The sequence below is a fragment of the Streptomyces sp. NPDC033165 genome, from assembly GCF_055577965.1.
On sequence record NZ_JBVIPK010000022.1, the window covers coordinates 1 to 16,666 of the forward strand.

Below are 16,666 nucleotides of genomic sequence, written 5' to 3' on the forward strand. Positions count from 1 at the left end.
ACGGTCGCGGCCGAGGTCGGCATCGAGGAGGTGTACGCGGAGGTCATGCCCCAGGACAAGGTCGACGTGGTCAAGCGCCTTCAGGCCGAGGGCCGGGTCGTCGCCATGGTCGGGGACGGCGTCAACGACGCGGCGGCTCTGGCCACCGCGGACCTGGGGCTGGCGATGGGCACCGGGACGGATGCGGCGATCGAGGCGAGCGACCTCACCCTGGTTCGTGGAGATCTCAAGGTGACGGCTGACGCAATCCGCCTCTCCAGGCGTACTCTGGCCACCATCAGGGGCAACCTCTTCTGGGCCTTCGGGTACAACGTCGCGGCCTTGCCCCTGGCTGCAAGTGGCCTGCTCAACCCTATGATCGCGGGAGCCGCCATGGCGTTTTCGTCCGTGTTCGTCGTCACGAACAGCCTACGGTTGCGTGCCTTCACGTAACTTCCACAAAGAGATTTAGATCACACCGCATTCGGGGTAACCATCCGGTGGGTTCGTGAGTCTTAGAGTGCGATGCCAAGGATGTCTTGGGGGACGTCCGATGGAGTGTCTTGGGGGACGCTCCTGTTGGCAAGCGTTGGCCGGGGCACGTGCACCGGGGAGCTTTGAGCGGCCCTCCCGTGCGTACGTACCCCGGCAGACGGCAGCACAACAGAACAACGGGAGCCTCGGCTCCCTACAGACGCCCGGCCGGATCCCGTGGGGGGAATCCGCTCCGGGATATGGGAAGCGCCCCGGCCGTCGACCCGTGGGGGGATCGGCGGCGGGGCGTTTCTCGCACGCTCAGCACCCTCAGCGCCTCCCCTTCGCCGCACCCCTTCAGCCTGAACGCCGAATCGCCCCGGACACCGCGCTCTGTGCGAAGCGCGGTACGCGGGGCGAAGGCAGTCGGCCGAAGAGGCCGGGTGGTGCGGGAGAGAGCTCCGGGTCAGCGGCCCTCGACCGGGACGAAGTCACGCAGGACCTCGCCGGTGTAGATCTGGCGCGGGCGGCCGATGCGGGAACCCGGCTCCTTGATCATCTCGTGCCACTGGGCGATCCAGCCCGGAAGGCGGCCGAGCGCGAAGAGCACGGTGAACATCTCGGTCGGGAAGCCCATGGCCCGGTAGATCAGACCGGTGTAGAAGTCCACGTTCGGGTAGAGGTTGCGCGAGACGAAGTACTCGTCGGAGAGCGCGTGCTCCTCCAGCTTGAGCGCGATGTCGAGCAGCTCGTCGGACTTGCCGAGCGCGGACAGCACGTCGTGGGCGGCAGCCTTGATGATCTTGGCGCGCGGGTCGAAGGACTTGTACACCCGGTGGCCGAAGCCCATCAGGCGGACGCCGTCCTCCTTGTTCTTCACCTTGCGGATGAAGGAGTCGACATCGCCGCCGTTGGCCTGGATGCCTTCCAGCATCTCCAGCACCGACTGGTTGGCGCCACCGTGCAGGGGGCCCCACAGCGCCGAGATGCCGGCGGAGATCGAGGCGAACATGTTCGCCTGCGAGGAGCCGACCAGACGCACGGTGGAGGTCGAACAGTTCTGCTCGTGGTCCGCGTGCAGGATGAGCAGCTTGTCCAGCGCCGAGACGACGACCGGGTCCAGCTCGTACTCCTGGGCGGGGACCGAGAAGGTCATGCGCAGGAAGTTCTCGACGTACCCGAGGTCGTTGCGCGGGTAGACGAAGGGGTGCCCGATCGACTTCTTGTAGGCGTACGCGGCGATCGTCGGCAGCTTCGCCAGCAGGCGGATCGTCGAGAGGTGGCGCTGCTTCTCGTCGAACGGGTTGTGGCTGTCCTGGTAGAACGTGGACAGCGCGCTGACGACCGAGGACAGCATGGCCATCGGGTGGGCGTCGCGCGGGAAGCCGTCGAAGAACCGCTTGACGTCCTCGTGCAGCAGCGTGTGCTGGGTGATCTCGTTCCTGAAGGCGGCCAGCTCGTCGACCTTCGGCAGGTCACCGTTGATCAGCGTGTACGCGACCTCAAGGAACGACGAGCGCTCGGCGAGCTGCTCGATCGGGTATCCGCGGTAGCGCAGGATGCCCTGCTCACCGTCGAGGTACGTGATGGCGGATTTATAGGCGGCGGTGTTGCCGTATCCGCTGTCCAGCGTGACCAGGCCGGTATTGCTCCGAAGCTTCCCGATGTCGAAGCCCTTGTCGCCGACGGTGCTGTCGATCACCGGGTAGGTGTACTCGTCATCGCCGTACCGCAGTACTACAGCGTTGTTGGTGTGCTCGCTCACGTCATCCCTCACCGACGTAGTGCCTCTTCTTCGAGGTGCCCTGACTGTCTCCACCCTCCCCCATTCGGCTCAGGAGAGTGCACTCGGGGTCGTCCATTGGACCTACTGACGGCACTGAGTGCCGCCAACTTACTCATCCTGCCCCCTTGACTCCGGTTCCGGAAGGCCTCCGTGATGTTTCCCACCGATTTGATCGATCATTTTTGTGTAGGGGTCACGAGAAGTCTTCTCCTGAGCCGCCCCGGAGCCGGAAATCCAGTGCCGTACAGCGTCTGCCTGCGGAAACCGTGCGGACCGCCTGGCCGATCGCCTTACGGGACCCGACCAGCACGACCAGCTTCTTGGCCCGGGTCACGGCGGTGTAGAGGAGGTTGCGCTGGAGCATCATCCAGGCGCTGGTGGTGACGGGGACGACGACGGCCGGATACTCGCTGCCCTGGGAGCGGTGGATGGTCATGGCGTACGCGTGGGCCAGCTCGTCCAGCTCGTCGAAGTCGTAGCCGATCTCCTCGTCCTCGTCGGTGCGGACGGTGAGCGTCTGTGCGTCCACGTCGAGGGCGGTGACGATGCCGACCGTGCCGTTGAAGACGCCGTTCTCGCCCTTGTCGTAGTTGTTGCGCATCTGGGTGACCTTGTCGCCGACGCGGAAGACCCGGCCGCCGAACCGCTTCTCGGGGAGGTCGGGGCGGCCGGGGGTGATGGCCTGCTGGAGCAGCCCGTTCAGGTGGCCCGCACCGGCCGGACCGCGATGCATCGGCGCGAGGACCTGCACGTCACGGCGGGGGTTGAGGCCGAACTTGGCCGGAATGCGACGGGCCGCCACGTCCACGGCGAGCTTGCCCGCGTCCTCCGTCTCGTCCTCCACGAAGAGGAAGAAGTCGCTCAGTCCTTCGGTGAGCGGGGGCCGGCCGGCGTTGATCCGGTGCGCGTTGGTGACCACACCCGACTGCTGGGCCTGGCGGAAGATCCGGGTGAGGCGCACGGCCGGGACCGGGCCGCCGTCCGCGAGCAGATCGCTCAGCACCTCCCCCGCACCGACCGAGGGCAGCTGGTCGACGTCACCCACGAGAAGCAGATGGGCACCGGGTGCCACGGCCTTGACGAGCTTGTTGGCGAGCAGCAGATCGAGCATGGATGCCTCGTCGACGACGACCAGATCGGCGTCCAGCGGCCGGTCCCGGTCGTACGCCGCGTCCCCGCCCGGCTTCAGTTCGAGCAGCCGGTGCACGGTGGACGCCTCGGCTCCGGTCAGCTCGGCGAGCCGCTTGGCGGCGCGACCCGTGGGCGCGGCCAGCACCACCTTGGCCCGTTTCGCCCGGGCCAGCTCGACGATGGACCGGACGGTGAACGACTTCCCGCAGCCGGGCCCGCCGGTCAGGACGGCCACCTTCCGGCTGAGCGCGAGCCGTACGGCCTCCTCCTGCTCGGGCGCGAGGCTGGTCCCCGTACGCGTGGCGAGCCAGGCCAGCGCCTTGTCCCAGTCCACGTCCTGGAAAGCGGGCATCCGGTCCTCGCCGGTGTTCAGCAGCCGCCGCACCTGCCCGGCGAGCGACAGCTCGGCCCGGTGGAACGGCACCAGGTAGACGGCGGTGACCGGCTCACCCCCCTCCGGTGACGGCACCTTCTCCCGTACGACACCCTCCGGGTCGGCGGCGAGCTCGGCCAGGCACTCGATGACCAGCCCGGTGTCGACCTGGAGCAGCTTCACGCCGTCCGCGATGAGCCGTTCCTCGGGGAGGAAGCAGTGCCCCTGGTCGGAGGACTGGGACAGCGCGTACTGAAGCCCGGCCTTGACACGCTCGGGGCTGTCGTGCGGAATGCCGACCGCCTGGGCGATCCGGTCGGCGGTCAGGAAGCCGATGCCCCAGACGTCGGCGGCCAGCCGGTAGGGCTGGTTCCTCACGACGGAGATCGAGGCGTCCTCGTACTTCTTGTAGATGCGGACGGCGATGGAGGTGGAGACGCCGACGCCCTGGAGGAAGACCATGACCTCCTTGATCGCCTTCTGTTCCTCCCACGCGGCCGCGATCATCTTCGTGCGCTTCGGGCCAAGGCCGGGGACCTCGACGAGGCGCTTCGGTTCGTTCTCGATGATGTCGAGGGTGTCGACGCCGAAGTGGGTGGTGATCCGGTCGGCCATCACCGGCCCGATGCCCTTGATCAGCCCGGAGCCGAGGTAGCGGCGGATGCCCTGGATGGTGGCGGGCAGCACGGTGGTGTAGTTCTCGACGGTGAACTGCTTGCCGTACTGGGAGTGCGAGCCCCAACGGCCCTCCATCCGCAGCGACTCACCGACCTGCGCACCGAGCAGCGCACCGACCACCGTGAGGAGGTCACCGCCTCCGCGCCCGGTGTCGACGCGGGCGACGGTGTACCCGTTCTCCTCGTTGGCGTACGTGATCCGCTCCAGGACCCCTTCGAGGACGGCCATGTTGGACATGCACCGACGCTACCGGTTGGCACTGACAGGGCGGTTCGCGGCCCCGGGCCCCGTCACGGAGTACGGGGGCCGGGCCCGCCGTCCCGGTATTCATTCGCCAGCAGGGTGTCCATGGTGGAGCGCAGCCCGCCGAGGAAGTCCTCGAACTGCTGGATCTCCTGCGGCGAGTACGCCGACATCGCCTCGGCCATGCGCTCGGTGTACGGGCCGAAGAACGCCTCGGCGCGCGGCCGGATGTCGGGGCTGCTGCGCAGGGTCACGACCCGGCGGTCGGTGCTCTCGCGGGTGCGGACGATATGTCCTGCCTGTTCGAGCCGCTTGAGGAGGATGGCGGTCGCGCCGGAGGAGAGGGAGACGCGCTCGCTGAGCCGGGCCGGTGACAGGGGTTTGCCCTGGTCCTCCGCGTAGAGGATCTCCACGAGGGCGGCGGCGTCGGTGGAGTGCAGCCCGAGCCAGGTCGCGAAGCGGCGCGTGAACTCGGTGTAGTTGGCCCCGAAGGCGCGCAGTCCGTCCATGACGCGGTCGACCCGCACGGCCTCGCGGCCGGCAGAGCCGTTGCCGTCCCTGTTCCCGTCGCCGTCCGTCCCGTGCCCGTTCACCATCGGCGCTGCCCCACTCTCTCTGCCGGATCCGCCGCGGGCCCTCCGGCCACGTCTCCCACCACCTGCTTTGACAACCTACCTCGCTGCATTTAACTTTGCGACAAAGGCATCTATCTTTACGGCAAAGCAATCATGGGGAGTCGAAGCACTGTGCCCGAACCAGCGGAAACCCCGGAAAGCCCAGAAACCCCGCCCACAGCACGCCAGTGGCTCGGCCTCGTCGCCGTGGCGCTCGGCGTGGCCCTGATCGTCGTCGACCTGACGATCGTCAACGTGATCCTCGCGCCGATCATCGAGGACCTCTCCATCGGATCCTCGGAAGCCCAGTGGATCCAGGAGTCGTACGCGATCACGTTCGCGGCGCTTCTCCTGGTCACCGGCCGCCTCAGCGACCTCTACGGCGCACGCCGGATCTTCCTGCTGGGCCTCGCCGTGTTCGGCGCGACGAGCCTGCTGGCCGCGCTGGCCCCCAGCGGCGTCCTGCTGATCCTCGCCCGGTTCGTCCAGGGCGTCGGCGGGGCCATGATGCTGCCCACCTCACTGGCCCTGCTGAACGCCACGTTCACCGGGCGGGCGCGGGCCCAGGCGTTCGCCGTGTGGGGCTCGACCATCGGTGCGGCGGCGGCCGTGGGCCCGCTGCTGGGCGGATGGCTCGCTGACATCTCCTGGCGCTGGGCCTTCGGCATCAACATTCCGCTGGTCGCCCTCATCGTGGCGGGGGTGCTCCGGTACCTGGACGTGTCGCCCCGCACCCGGGGCCGGATCGACGGCGTCGGCGCGGTGCTGTCGGCGGCGGGCCTGGGCCTTCTCGCCTTCGTCCTGATCGAGGGGCGCACGTACGGCTGGCTGATGACGACCAAGCCGCTGGAGGCCGGAGGCATCTCCTGGAGCGGCGGGCTCTCGCCCGTGTTCGTCGCCCTGCTCCTGTCCGTACTGGCCCTGGGTGTGTTCTGGAGCAGGCAGGCCGCGCTGAGCCGCGCGGGCGACGAGCCGCTGATGGACGTGGGGCTGTTCTCCATCCGCTCGTTCCGCAACGGCAATTTCGTGACGCTGATGGTCGGCCTCGGCGAGTTCGGCATCATCGCGGTGCTACCGCTCTGGCTGCAATTCGCCCTCGGCTACAGCGCGTTCGAGGCGGGCCTGGCCCTCGCCGCCCTGGCCGCCGGCAGCTTCGCCGCCTCCGGGGCGAGCTTCCCGATGGCGGCGACCGTGTCCGCGCTCGCACAGGTCCGGATCGGCCTGGCCCTGGAGGCCGCCGGGCTGACGACGCTGGCCCTGATCGCGTCGACGGACAGCTCCTGGTGGCTCATCGCCCTCGCGTTGTTCGTGTACGGAATCGGCGTCGGCTTCGCCACGGCGCAGGTCACCAACATCGTCCTCGTGGACGTACCGGAACGGAGCGGAGGCCAGGCGTCGGGCATCCAGAGCGCGGCCCGCGAGCTCGGGTCGGCCCTCGGAATCGCCCTACTGACCACACTGTTCTTCAGCACACTGACGTCCGGGATGACCGACCGGCTCACCCGGGACGGAGTCGCACCGGACGAAGCGGAACGGATCGGCGGGGTCGTGACGGACAGCGCCGGATCGGTGATCGACACCCTCGCCTCGGAGCCGCGTACGGCATCTGCGGCGGAGGCGGCCCGCGAGGCGATGGCAGTCGGCGTCCAGGTCTCCGGGTACGTCTGCGCGGGGCTGCTGCTCCTGGCACTGGCGGCGACGCTGTTCATGTCGCCGGGGGCTCGTTCGGCACGTACGGCAGCCCGGCCGGAGGCGCGGGTGGAGTCCGAGGCGGGGAAGACCCCACGGTGAGGCCGACCGCCCGCTCATGGAGCGTCTTCGTCCGGTTCGCTTTCAGCCATGCGGAGTCCGGGCCGGTGCGGCTCGATCGCGTCGAGCCGCGCGCCACGGCTCTCCGCGACGCGCACGACCTGGTGCAGCGACTCGGTCAGCCGGCCGGCGAGGAAGTGAATCTGCGGCCCGGTGGCACTGCCGTCGGCCAGCAGATCGGCGGCATGGCCGAGCAGTTCGTCCGCCATGTCGAGCTGGATGCTCTCGACCTCGTCAGCTTTCCGCGACACGTAACCGGTGCCGTCCCCCACGACGTAACAGGGCTTCCCGCCCGTGCCCGTCCATGGCAGCAGCCGCATCGGCCGGCCTTCGGTGAGTTCGCTGTTCGTCCTCATGCCACGCCCCCCGTCACACGACCGACGTCCACGCCCCGCACGGTGACCAGCAGTCCGCCGCGCCGGATGCGCCGCCGCCGCGCCTGGGCCGCGCGCTCCTCGGCCACCCGCCGTTCGTGCGCCACGAAGTACGGGCGCACCAGCGGGCTGTCCTCGCCGCGCGGGGGACGCTCACCGGTCCGGTAGGAGGTCGGGCCGCCGACGTAGGCGCAGGAGTAGGGGTGGACGTACGCGTACGTGCCCAGCGGGTGTCGTTGGCGCGATGCGGGGGTCAGGACGCGCAGCACCGGCTTCAGGAGCCGGGCGAGGGCGTGCTTCATGGGGGGGCCTGCTTTCTCAGGGTTGGCGTGGAGATGCGGGGCGTCGCTGTCTTTGCGTAGCGAACCCATCACAGAGTGAGGTCGGAGGTCGCTACGCTGCCAGGGGGTCCGGGATGACAGCGCGTCCGTCAAGACGGGGAGTTGGACTGCATGGGAACGAAGCACGGGCCGCGTACGCCGAGGCAGAAGTACGGCGAGGAACTGCGGCTGCGGCGGATCGCGGCGGGGCTGACTCAGGAGGCCCTGAGTGAGATGGTCGTCTGCTCGCCGACCCTCATCAGTCACTGGGAGGCGGGACGGCGGCTGCCTGGCCCAGAGGACGCACGCCGGATCGACCAGGCGCTGGGCACGGACGGGTTCTTCGAGCGGTGGCTGCGGGATCTGGAGACGAAATACGACAAGAGCTTCGCCGCTGTCGCGGAGTTGGAGCAGCAGGCTGTGCTCATCCAGCAGTTCGCCCTGACACTCGTACCCGGGCTGTTGCAGACGGACGACTACGCACGAGCGTTGTTCGAGGCGTACCGGCCCAACCACCGGAAGGAGGACATTGACAAGGAGGTCGTCATTCGAACGGAGCGTGCCCGCGTGCTCGACGGGCCCACGAATCCCGTGGTGTGGACTCTGCTGGACGAGGCGGTGCTGCGCCGTCGGGTCGGCGGTCCGCAGGTCATGGCCAAGCAGCTGCGGAAGGTCGCGGACATGGCCGAGGCCGGGCGGCTGCGGTTGCACGTGGTGCCGTTCGAGGCCGGGGCCCATTCGCTCCAGCAGAGCCTGCTGACGTTGCTGAGCTTCGCCGACTCCGCTCCGGTGGCGTACGTCGAAGCCTTCCAGACGGGCAACTTGATGGATGATCCACGCTTGGTCGCGTCCAGCCGCACGGCCTACGATCTCGCTCTGGGCGATGCGTTGTCGCACCAGGATTCGGTGGCCCGCGTGCGGGCCGCAGCGGAGGAGCACGAACATGGTCACCAGTAGGCGGAGCGTTCCGGACGCGTCCACCCTCACCGGCTGGTTCAAGTCCAGCCACAGCGGAGGGAACCAGGGCGAGTGCCTTGAGGTCGCGCTCGGCCACGCCGCTGTCCCCGTCCGTGACAGCAAGGCCGCCGACGGTCCCGCCGTCGTCTTCTCCGCCGACGGCTGGTCCTCCTTCGTCACCGCGATCAGGAGCGGCGAGTTCCCCGTCTGAAGAACAGGAACTTCCCTGTCACACCGACCGCGGACGGCGGGGGACGCATGGGCGGACGAGGTCTCGACACGCGGGTCGAGGAGTTGAGCAGAGGTTTACAGCGGCCTGGCCTGCCGCGAGTTTCCACGGCGAAGACCATCTCACCGGTCGGCCGGGACGGAAGCCTGCGCGAGCCCCTCGTCGGTGCCCGAGGCTCCCGTCCGGCCCGGTTGCCGGGTGCCGGGTGGCGGCGTAGAAAGAAGAAGACGAACTGTGTGTTTGGCGGGTCTCCGAGCGCGGCTGACCAGCAAACGCCGCAGTCCCGGGCACCCGCTTCGCCGGAGGTGTTCCTACCGGAGGGCGGTAGCCATGCCCGAGCAAGTCGAGATCGAGGAACGGTACTGGGGATGGTGTACCTGGCGTCCCTGCCGTAAGACGCGTGTAGTGACGAAATGGCGCTACGACTTCTCCTTCGTCGTCGTCAGCTACCGCGGGGTACGCACCAGTTACTGGGGCTGCGAGTTCAACAGGCGTTACGAGTGGAAGCGGTGGGAGTTCAGCGGGCGGTTCGAAGACCTCACGCTGTACTTCGTCTCCATGTACTTCAAGAACCTGCTGTCCGACAAGGGGCCCTGCTCCTCGTCCGGGGCCGTGAGACACCTCGCGAATGTTCTGGGGGACGACCCGGCCAAGGCGCTGCGCGAGTACGCCACGGAGCAGGGACCACAGCGGAGTGCGCCCCGGTGAAGATCGACGGCCACCGCACCCGGAAGCCTTCGCAGCGGCGTCGTTGTGAAGGCGCACGTCGGAGAAGTCCGCACCGAGGCGCGTCTCAGGCAGTCGTCCCACGAGGCACGCGAGACACGCGAGGCACCCTCGCCGCCTGTTCGCCTACGCCCCGCGCTCAGCCCATGCTCGCCGCGACCTCGCTGCGCAGTCGCGGCAGTTTGTCGTGCAGCACGCCCGGGCAGAGGGTGTCACCGAAGTCCTGGTGGCCGTAGATGCGGGTCGGTGCGATGGCGTACTGCTCGCAGACGTACGCGCAGAGCACCACCAGGACCTCCCACTGAGCCTGCGGCGGCTGCGCGCCGTCGTGGTACGCGCCCTCGTTGGCGATGCCGATGCCCGCGCCGTTCTGGCCGGAGGTGTGCGCGCCCTGGACGAAGTCGCTGCCGCTGCGCAGCGTGCTGAGGCTGTGGTGGCGGCCCTCGGTGATCCAGCCGCCCCGGCTGATGAGGAAGTGGTAGCCGGTGTCGGTCCACCCGTTCTTGTCCATGTGCAGGTCCTGGACCCAGTGGGCGTGGCGGTGGGCCTGGGCGCGGGAGTAGTCGGAGGTGTTGGCGCTGACCGTGTGGTGCACGATGATCATGGTGGGCCGCTTTCCCACCAGGCTCACCGGGCCCTGGGGCGGGCGGGCGTTCCACTGGGAGGTGTTGTCGATGTCCGGTTCGACGGTGCCGAGGGCGTGGGCCGTACCCGGTAAGGCGACGGCGGCCAGGCCGCCCGCACCGGCGAGCAGGACGTGGCGACGGGACGGCTGCGGAAGGTTCACGGCGAGCTCCTGGTGTGTGGTCGTTCCGGCCCGGCGGCCAAGGGGGGCGGCGGGGACGGCGGCCGGGTGCGCCGTGGACGGGACGGACTTACCCGGCCGCCGCGAAGGGCTGGGCCGCTACGCCGTGTTGCCGGCGAGGGCCTGGAGCCGGGCGAAGCTCCCGTTGAACTTGTTGCGGTCCACATCGCCGGAGACCCCGTTGACCCGGCCGGTCGCCGTGTACTGCCAGATCGTCCAGGTGGGGAAGCCGTTCGGGATGTTCGGGCTGCTGGTGCCCCAGTGTGCCACCCACAGCGGGGACTTGGTGGCCATGCCGGTCCAGTTGCCGGTGCAGGTGTTCCACCAGCTGGCTGTCGTGTAGATGACGACGTCCCGGGTGGTGCGCGCCTTGTACGTGTTGTAGAAGTCGTTGATCCACGTGCGCATTCGGGTCGTGGAGAGGCCGTAGCACATGGCGCCGTACGGGTTGTGCTCGATGTCCAGCACACCGGGGAGGGTCTTGCCGTCCTTGGACCATCCTCCGCCGTTGCTCGCGAAGTAGCCTGCCTGGGTGGACCCGTTGGAGATGTCGGGGCGGGCGAAGTGATACGCGCCCCGGATCAGACCGGCGTTGTAGGAGCCGGTGTAGTTCGCGTTGAAGCGGCTGTCCTTGAAGCTCGTTCCCTCGGTGGCCTTCATATAGGCGAAGTCGATGCCCGCGGCCTTCACCGAACCCCAGTTGATCGCCCCCTGCCAGTGGGAGACGTCGATGCCCTGGACGCCGCTGGTGTCCATCGGTGTGACCCCGCCCGCCGCCGAGGACGCGGGCCCTTGCTCGATGCGGGTGCCCGCACCCATCCACGCCTGCCCGGAGCGGACCGGCTTGTCGGGTGCGGGCGGCGCGGCGGCGGCCGCGCCCGTACCGGTCAGGATCAGTGCCACGGCACTGCCGAGTGCGACGGCCGGTAAAGCCCCTCGGGATCTCTTGATTCGGCGGGACGGAGAACGGTACGCGGGCATAGCCACCTCCGGGCACGTTGACGAGGAAGAGATCCAGGGCACTCCGTTATCGAGCGCCATGGACATGTCATGAGTAACGCACGGACGGGAAAGGGCGTAAAGAGTCCATTTGGTGTAGACCTGTGACGCCCCTCCTCATCTGCGAAGACGTGCCGGAGCGGCGAGAATTTTCATTTCTGAAGGCCGCCGGCGTGGGGAAGTCAGCTGTACGGCATGAAGGGCTGCGACCCGGTGCCCTCCCAGTCCGGGACCTCCCCCGCCAGGCCGTCGACCGACTCGGGGACAAGGCCGCACAGGACCCCGGGCTGATGACCGTGTCCACCCTGCGCGACTACAGCGGCAGCCACGCACAGGAGGCCTTGCGGATACGGGGGCCGCGCGTACGAGGACGACAGCGGAGAGGACTACAGCGAAACGGGGCCCGGCCTCGCGGCCGGACCCCCCTCGCTTTCCCCTCCCGTCGGGCCTTCCCGTTCCCCCCGGACCCCTCCCCGGAAGTCCCGACGCCCTGTGTGACCCGGGAGGCCGACCAAAGGTTGCAGCCCTTTGCGATCTCTTTACCTTCGGCTCGGATCGGACCTCTCAGCAGGCATGTTGCACATAGCGCCCGATCACTTCCGCGAGCACCTCCGCCCCGTCACGGGCCCACAGCTCCTCGTTGAAGATCTCCACCTCGATCGGACCGCCGTACCCGGCCGATTCCACTTGTCGGCGGAGCGAGCGGAAATCCACGCTTCCGTCGCCCAGCTGCCCACGGCCCAGCAGCACCCCCGCCGGCAGCGGGGTGATCCAGTCGGCCAGCTGGAAGGCGTGGATGCGGCCCCTCGCCCCCGCACGGGCGATCTGCTCCGGGGCGCGGTCGTCCCACCAGAGGTGGTAGGTGTCGACGACGACCCCCACCCGCTCGGCCGGGAAGCGTTCCGCGAGGTCCAGGGCCTGGGCGAGGGTGGAGACCACACAGCGGTCCGAGGCGAACATCGGGTGCAGCGGTTCGATCGCCAGGCGTACGCCGCGTTCGGCCGCGTACGGGAGGAGTTCGGCCAGCGCGTCCGCCACCCGCTCGCGTGCCCCGTACAGGTCACGGCTGCCCGGCGGGAGGCCGCCCGAGACCAGCACCAGGGTGTCGGTGGCCAGCGCCGCCGCCTCGTCCAGGGCCGCCCGGTTGCCGTCCAGCGCGCGGACCCGCCCGGCCGGGTCCGGGGCGGTGAGGAAACCGCCCCGGCAGAGGCTGGTGACGGCCAGGCCCGCGTCCGCCATCAGGGCCGCCGTGCGCTCGACGCCGTACGCCTGGACCGGCGCCCGCCACAGGCCCACCTTGCCGATGCCCGCCTTGACACAGCCCTCCGCCAGCTCGGGCAACGACCACTGCTTGATGGTCTCCTGGTTGAGCGAGAGGCGGGAGAGCTGATCGTTCATCGTGCGCCTCCGTGGACCGCCAGCAGCGCTCGCATACGGTGTGCGGCCAATTCCGGGTCCGGGAACAGGCCCAGACCGTCGGCCAGTTCGTACGCCTTCGACAGATGCGGCAGCGAGCGCGCCGACTGGAGGCCGCCCACCATCGTGAAGTGGTCCTGATGACCGGCCAGCCAGGCCAGGAGGACCACGCCGGTCTTGTAGAAGCGGGTCGGCGGCCGGAAGAGGTGGCGGGAGAGCTCGACCGTGGGGTCGAGCAGGGCGCGGAAGGCCTCGGTGTCGCCCCTGTCCAGTGCCCGTACCGCGTGCGCCGCCAACGGACCCAGCGGGTCGAAGACGCCCAGCAAGGCGTGGCTGAAGCCGCGTTCGTCGCCCGCGATCAGCTCCGGGTAGTTGAAGTCGTCACCCGTGTAGCAGCGCACCCCGCCCGGGAGGCGGCGGCGGACGTCGATCTCGCGGGCCGCGTCCAGGAGGGAGATCTTGACGCCGTCGACCTTGTCGGGGTGCTCCGCGATCACCTTCAGGAAGGTGTCCGTCGCCTCGTCGAGGTCGTCGCTGCCCCAGTAGCCCTCCAGGGCCGGATCGAACACGGGGCCGAGCCAGTGCAGGATCACCGGTTCGGTCGCCTGGCGCAGGAGGCGGGCGTAGGTGGCGAGGTAGTCGTCCGGGCCGCTCGCCGCCCTGGCCAGCGCGCGGGAAGCCATCAGGATCGGCTGTACGCCGTTCTCCTCGGCGAGCGCGAGTTGCTCCTCGTACGCCGAAGTGACCTCGGCCAGGGTGGGCGTACCGCCGTCGGGCAGCTGGTCGGTGCCGACGCCGCACGCGATCCTGCCGCCCACCGCCTTCGCCTCAGCCGCCGAGCGGCGGATCAGTTCGGCAGCGCCCGCCCAGTCCAGGCCCATCCCGCGCTGTGCGGTGTCCATCGCCTCCGCCACGCCGAGGCCGTGCGCCCACAGGTGGCGGCGGAAGGCGAGCGTGGCGTCCCAGTCGAGGGCCGCCGGACCGTCGGGGCCGATGTCGGCGTACGGGTCGGCGACGACATGGGCCGCCGAGAAGACCGTACGGGAGGTGGGGGGCAGCGCTGCCGGCGTGAGGTCCAGCGGGGTGGCACGCGGGGTGTACGAGCCCTGGGGCAGGGGAACAGCAGCCGTCACAGCGTCAGCTCCGGCACCTCGAAGCGGCGGCCACTGGCGGACGACTTCAGGCCCAGTTCGGCGAGTTGGACGCCCCGGGCCCCGGCCAGCAGGTCCCAGGTGTACCGCTCGCCCTGCGCCACATGGCGCAGGAACAGCTCCCACTGCGCCTTGAAGCCGTTGTCGAACTCCTGGTTGTCCGGGATCTCCTGCCACTGGTCGCGGAAGGACTCGGTGGCCGGGAGGTCGGGGTTCCAGACCGGCTTCGGGGTTGATGAGCGGTGCTGTACACGGCAGTTGCGCAGGCCTGCCACCGCCGAGCCGTGCGTGCCGTCGACCTGGAACTCGACCAGCTCGTCGCGGTTGACCCGGACCGCCCAGGAGGAGTTGATCTGCGCGACCGCCCCGCCCGCCAGTTGGAAGATGCCGTATGCGGCGTCGTCGGCGGTCGCCTCGTACGGCTTGCCGTGCTCGTCCCAGCGCCGCGGGACGTGCGTGTGGACGTGCGCCGTCACGGAGGTGACCCGGCCGAACAGCTCGTGGAGCACGTACTCCCAGTGCGGGAACATGTCGACGACGATGCCGCCGCCGTCCTCCGCGCGGTAGTTCCAGGACGGGCGCTGGGCCGCCTGCCAGTCGCCCTCGAAGACCCAGTAGCCGAACTCTCCCCGGACGGAGAGGATTTCACCGAAGAAGCCGGCGTCGATCAGGCGCTTCAGCTTGCGCAGCCCCGGGAGGAAGATCTTGTCCTGGACCACGCCGTGCCTGATGCCCGCCTCCCGGGCGAGGCGGGCCAGGTCGAGGGCCCCCTCGACGTCCGTGGCGGTCGGCTTCTCGGTGTAGACGTGCTTGCCCGCCGCGATCGCCTTCTTGATCGCCTCCACCCGGGCCGGGGTGACCTGGGCGTCGAAGTAGATGTCGACCGTGTCGTCCGCGAGGACCGCGTCCAGGTCGGTGGACCACTCGGTCAGGCCGTGGCGCTCGGCCAGTTCCTCCAGGGCGTGGGCGCGGCGGCCGACGAGCACCGGCTCGGGCCACAGCACCTCGCCCTCGCCGAGATCCAGGCCGCCCTGCTCGCGGATGGCGAGGATCGAACGCACCAGGTGCTGCCGGTATCCCATGCGTCCCGTGACGCCGTTCATGGCGATGCGCACTGTCCTGCGTGTCACGAAGTCCCCTCCATACCGCGTAGCAAGCGCTTTCTATCCGAGATGACGCTAGCCTGCCGACAGCGGCCGGACAAGAGGGGGCCGCACGTGACCTCCCGGAGGACAGCGATGACAGTCACCCTGGCGGATGTGGCGGCCCGCGCCCGGGTGTCCCCGGCCACCGTCTCCCGAGTGCTGAACGGCAATTACCCGGTGGCGGCGTCGACCCGGGAGCGGGTCCTGCGTGCGGTGGACGACCTGGACTACGTGCTCAACGGGCCCGCCAGCTCACTCGCGGCAGCCACCTCGGACCTGGTCGGCATCCTGGTCAACGACATCGCCGACCCGTTCTTCGGGATCATGGCGGGGGCCGCGCAGACACAGATCGGCGGGCCCGGGGACGGCTCGGGCCGGGCGGGCGGCGAGAAGCTGGCCGTCATCTGCAACACCGGCGGCTCCCCGGAACGCGAGCTGACCTACCTCACCCTCCTCCAGCGCCAGCGGGCCGCCGCCGTCGTCCTCACCGGCGGCGCGGTCGAGGACCCGGCGCACCAGGCCGCGATGGCCGCGAAGCTGGTGAAGCTCGCGGACGCGGGCACCCGGATCGTCTTCTGCGGGCGGCCCCCGATGCCCGAGGGGGACGCGCTCGTCGCCGCGCTCGCGTTCGACAACCGGGGCGGCGGCCGCCGCCTCACCGAGCACCTGGTCTCCCTGGGTCACCGCAGGATCGGATACGTCGCCGGGCCCCCGGAACGGACCACCACCCGGCACCGCCTGGAGGGTCACCGGGAGGCACTGCGCGGCGCGGGGATCGGCCCGGTCCCCGCCGACGAGGAGCGGCTCACCGTGCACGGGCCCTACGACCGGCGTTCCGGGTACGAGGCCACGCTCGAAATACTGCGCCGGGCACCGGACGTGACCGCCATCGTCGCCGCCAACGACACCGTGGCGCTGGGTGCCTGCGCGGCCGTCCGGGACCAGGGGCTGCGCATCCCGCAGGACATCTCGGTGGCGGGCTTCGACGATCTGCCGTTCTCGGTGGACGCGGTTCCGGCTCTGACGACGGTACGGCTGCCGCTCTTCGAGGCGGGCGCGCGGGCGGGCCGGCTCGCGATGGGCAAGGAGAACCCGCCGCCCGGCGGCATCGCGACCATCGCGGCCGAGCTGATGATCCGGGGGTCCACGGCTCCGCCCCGGGGGTGAGCCGGACGGCAGGCCCGACGCGCCCCGCGATGCCGCCGGTGGTGTCCCCGGCCCGGCAGTCCGAGCGGCCGCCCCGGCGGGGCCGCTACGGGCGGGACCGTGACGGGTGGGACCGTGACGGGTGGGACCGTGACGGGCGGCGGCGCGACGGGTGGCAGCGCGACGGGTGGGGCCGCGAGGGACGGGGCCGCGACGGGCGGGGCTATCGGGCCGACCACGTACGCGATCCGGCTGAGACGGAAACAGCCGGTCGGTAAGCAGCCGATGCTGAATCCGCCCCCGGGCGCGGC

17 protein-coding genes are annotated in these 16,666 nt (G+C 69.8%); 6 read left to right on the top strand and 11 right to left on the bottom strand.

Going from position 1 to position 16,666, the window contains the following annotated elements:
- A partial coding sequence (locus ACZ5WC_RS31645; protein WP_468544040.1) for an HAD-IC family P-type ATPase occupies positions 1–432 on the top strand: 432 nt, incomplete at its 5' end.
- Between the two features lie 487 nt (positions 433–919).
- Here the strand turns inward: ACZ5WC_RS31645 and ACZ5WC_RS31650 are convergent.
- From ACZ5WC_RS31650 to ACZ5WC_RS31660, 3 genes are all read right to left on the bottom strand, one after another.
- A complete protein-coding gene (locus ACZ5WC_RS31650; protein WP_096632892.1) occupies positions 920–2,218 on the bottom strand; it encodes a citrate synthase in 1,299 nt (432 codons plus the stop codon).
- Positions 2,219–2,432: 214 nt separating this feature from the next.
- Positions 2,433–4,658, bottom strand: a complete 2,226-nt coding sequence (gene recD2, locus ACZ5WC_RS31655) for an SF1B family DNA helicase RecD2 (protein ID WP_468544041.1) — start codon at positions 4,656–4,658, stop codon at positions 2,433–2,435.
- A 53-nt stretch (positions 4,659–4,711) separates the two neighbouring features.
- Positions 4,712–5,260, bottom strand: coding sequence for a MarR family winged helix-turn-helix transcriptional regulator (locus ACZ5WC_RS31660; RefSeq protein WP_468544042.1), 549 nt, complete (start codon positions 5,258–5,260; stop codon positions 4,712–4,714).
- Between the two features lie 150 nt (positions 5,261–5,410).
- On the opposite strand from ACZ5WC_RS31660, the gene ACZ5WC_RS31665 reads away from it, so the two are divergent.
- Positions 5,411–7,069 carry an MFS transporter gene (locus ACZ5WC_RS31665; protein ID WP_468544043.1) on the top strand — a complete coding sequence of 553 codons (1,659 nt, stop codon included), beginning with the start codon at positions 5,411–5,413 and terminating at the stop codon, positions 7,067–7,069.
- Between the two features lie 14 nt (positions 7,070–7,083).
- Here the strand turns inward: ACZ5WC_RS31665 and ACZ5WC_RS31670 are convergent, their stop codons facing one another.
- A complete protein-coding gene (locus ACZ5WC_RS31670; protein ID WP_468544044.1) occupies positions 7,084–7,443 on the bottom strand; it encodes a hypothetical protein in 360 nt (119 codons plus the stop codon).
- Complete coding sequence (locus ACZ5WC_RS31675; RefSeq protein ID WP_468544045.1) at positions 7,440–7,763, bottom strand: hypothetical protein; 324 nt, start codon at positions 7,761–7,763, stop codon at positions 7,440–7,442. Before ACZ5WC_RS31675 ends, ACZ5WC_RS31670 begins: the two co-directional genes overlap by 4 nt.
- A 150-nt stretch (positions 7,764–7,913) precedes the next feature.
- On the opposite strand from ACZ5WC_RS31675, the gene ACZ5WC_RS31680 reads away from it, so the two are divergent.
- The 3 genes from ACZ5WC_RS31680 (at position 7,914) to ACZ5WC_RS31690 (ending at position 9,675) form a co-directional block, all read left to right on the top strand.
- Entirely contained in the window at positions 7,914–8,738 is an 825-nt protein-coding gene (locus ACZ5WC_RS31680; RefSeq protein WP_468544046.1) for a helix-turn-helix domain-containing protein, read from the top strand.
- Positions 8,725–8,949 (top strand): DUF397 domain-containing protein, encoded by a 225-nt coding sequence (locus ACZ5WC_RS31685; RefSeq protein WP_468544047.1) that lies wholly within the window; start codon positions 8,725–8,727, stop codon positions 8,947–8,949. The genes ACZ5WC_RS31680 and ACZ5WC_RS31685 overlap by 14 nt, the downstream gene beginning before the upstream one ends.
- 423 nt (positions 8,950–9,372) lie before the next feature.
- Complete coding sequence (locus tag ACZ5WC_RS31690; protein WP_468544048.1) at positions 9,373–9,675, top strand: hypothetical protein; 303 nt, start codon at positions 9,373–9,375, stop codon at positions 9,673–9,675.
- Positions 9,676–9,832: 157 nt separating this feature from the next.
- Here ACZ5WC_RS31690 and ACZ5WC_RS31695 read toward each other — a convergent pair whose 3' ends face one another.
- From ACZ5WC_RS31695 to ACZ5WC_RS31720, 6 genes are all read right to left on the bottom strand, one after another.
- On the bottom strand, positions 9,833–10,480 hold the full coding sequence (locus ACZ5WC_RS31695) for a peptidoglycan recognition protein family protein (RefSeq protein WP_468544049.1): 648 nt from the start codon (positions 10,478–10,480) through the stop codon (positions 9,833–9,835).
- Between the two features lie 117 nt (positions 10,481–10,597).
- Positions 10,598–11,479 (bottom strand): lysozyme, encoded by an 882-nt coding sequence (locus ACZ5WC_RS31700; protein ID WP_468544050.1) that lies wholly within the window; start codon positions 11,477–11,479, stop codon positions 10,598–10,600.
- 200 nt (positions 11,480–11,679) lie between these two features.
- On the bottom strand, positions 11,680–11,826 hold the full coding sequence (locus ACZ5WC_RS31705; protein ID WP_468544051.1) for a hypothetical protein: 147 nt from the start codon (positions 11,824–11,826) through the stop codon (positions 11,680–11,682).
- A gap of 235 nt (positions 11,827–12,061) precedes the next feature.
- Positions 12,062–12,895, bottom strand: a complete 834-nt coding sequence (locus tag ACZ5WC_RS31710) for a sugar phosphate isomerase/epimerase family protein (RefSeq protein WP_468544052.1) — start codon at positions 12,893–12,895, stop codon at positions 12,062–12,064.
- Positions 12,892–14,046, bottom strand: coding sequence for a dihydrodipicolinate synthase family protein (locus ACZ5WC_RS31715; protein ID WP_468544053.1), 1,155 nt, complete (start codon positions 14,044–14,046; stop codon positions 12,892–12,894). Before ACZ5WC_RS31715 ends, ACZ5WC_RS31710 begins: the two co-directional genes overlap by 4 nt.
- Positions 14,043–15,194, bottom strand: coding sequence for a Gfo/Idh/MocA family protein (locus ACZ5WC_RS31720; RefSeq protein WP_468544054.1), 1,152 nt, complete (start codon positions 15,192–15,194; stop codon positions 14,043–14,045). Before ACZ5WC_RS31720 ends, ACZ5WC_RS31715 begins: the two co-directional genes overlap by 4 nt.
- Positions 15,195–15,302: 108 nt before the next feature.
- Between ACZ5WC_RS31720 and ACZ5WC_RS31725 the strand changes: the two genes are divergently transcribed.
- On the top strand, positions 15,303–16,376 hold the full coding sequence (locus tag ACZ5WC_RS31725; RefSeq protein ID WP_468544055.1) for a LacI family DNA-binding transcriptional regulator: 1,074 nt from the start codon (positions 15,303–15,305) through the stop codon (positions 16,374–16,376).
- Positions 16,377–16,666: the final 290 nt, after the last annotated feature.

Bases quoted from the DNA above. Each gene is read 5' to 3' on its own strand.
- ACZ5WC_RS31675 (WP_468544045.1), bottom strand. From the start codon at position 7,763: ATGAAGCACGCCCTCGCCCGGCTCCTGAAGCCGGTGCTGCGCGTCCTG.
- ACZ5WC_RS31700 (WP_468544050.1), bottom strand. From the start codon at position 11,479: ATGCCCGCGTACCGTTCTCCGTCCCGCCGAATCAAGAGATCCCGAGGG.
- recD2 (WP_468544041.1), bottom strand. From the start codon at position 4,658: ATGTCCAACATGGCCGTCCTCGAAGGGGTCCTGGAGCGGATCACGTAC.
- ACZ5WC_RS31680 (WP_468544046.1), top strand. From the start codon at position 7,914: ATGGGAACGAAGCACGGGCCGCGTACGCCGAGGCAGAAGTACGGCGAG.
- ACZ5WC_RS31710 (WP_468544052.1), bottom strand. From the start codon at position 12,895: ATGAACGATCAGCTCTCCCGCCTCTCGCTCAACCAGGAGACCATCAAG.
- ACZ5WC_RS31670 (WP_468544044.1), bottom strand. From the start codon at position 7,443: ATGAGGACGAACAGCGAACTCACCGAAGGCCGGCCGATGCGGCTGCTG.
- ACZ5WC_RS31685 (WP_468544047.1), top strand. From the start codon at position 8,725: ATGGTCACCAGTAGGCGGAGCGTTCCGGACGCGTCCACCCTCACCGGC.
- ACZ5WC_RS31660 (WP_468544042.1), bottom strand. From the start codon at position 5,260: ATGGTGAACGGGCACGGGACGGACGGCGACGGGAACAGGGACGGCAAC.
- ACZ5WC_RS31725 (WP_468544055.1), top strand. From the start codon at position 15,303: ATGACAGTCACCCTGGCGGATGTGGCGGCCCGCGCCCGGGTGTCCCCG.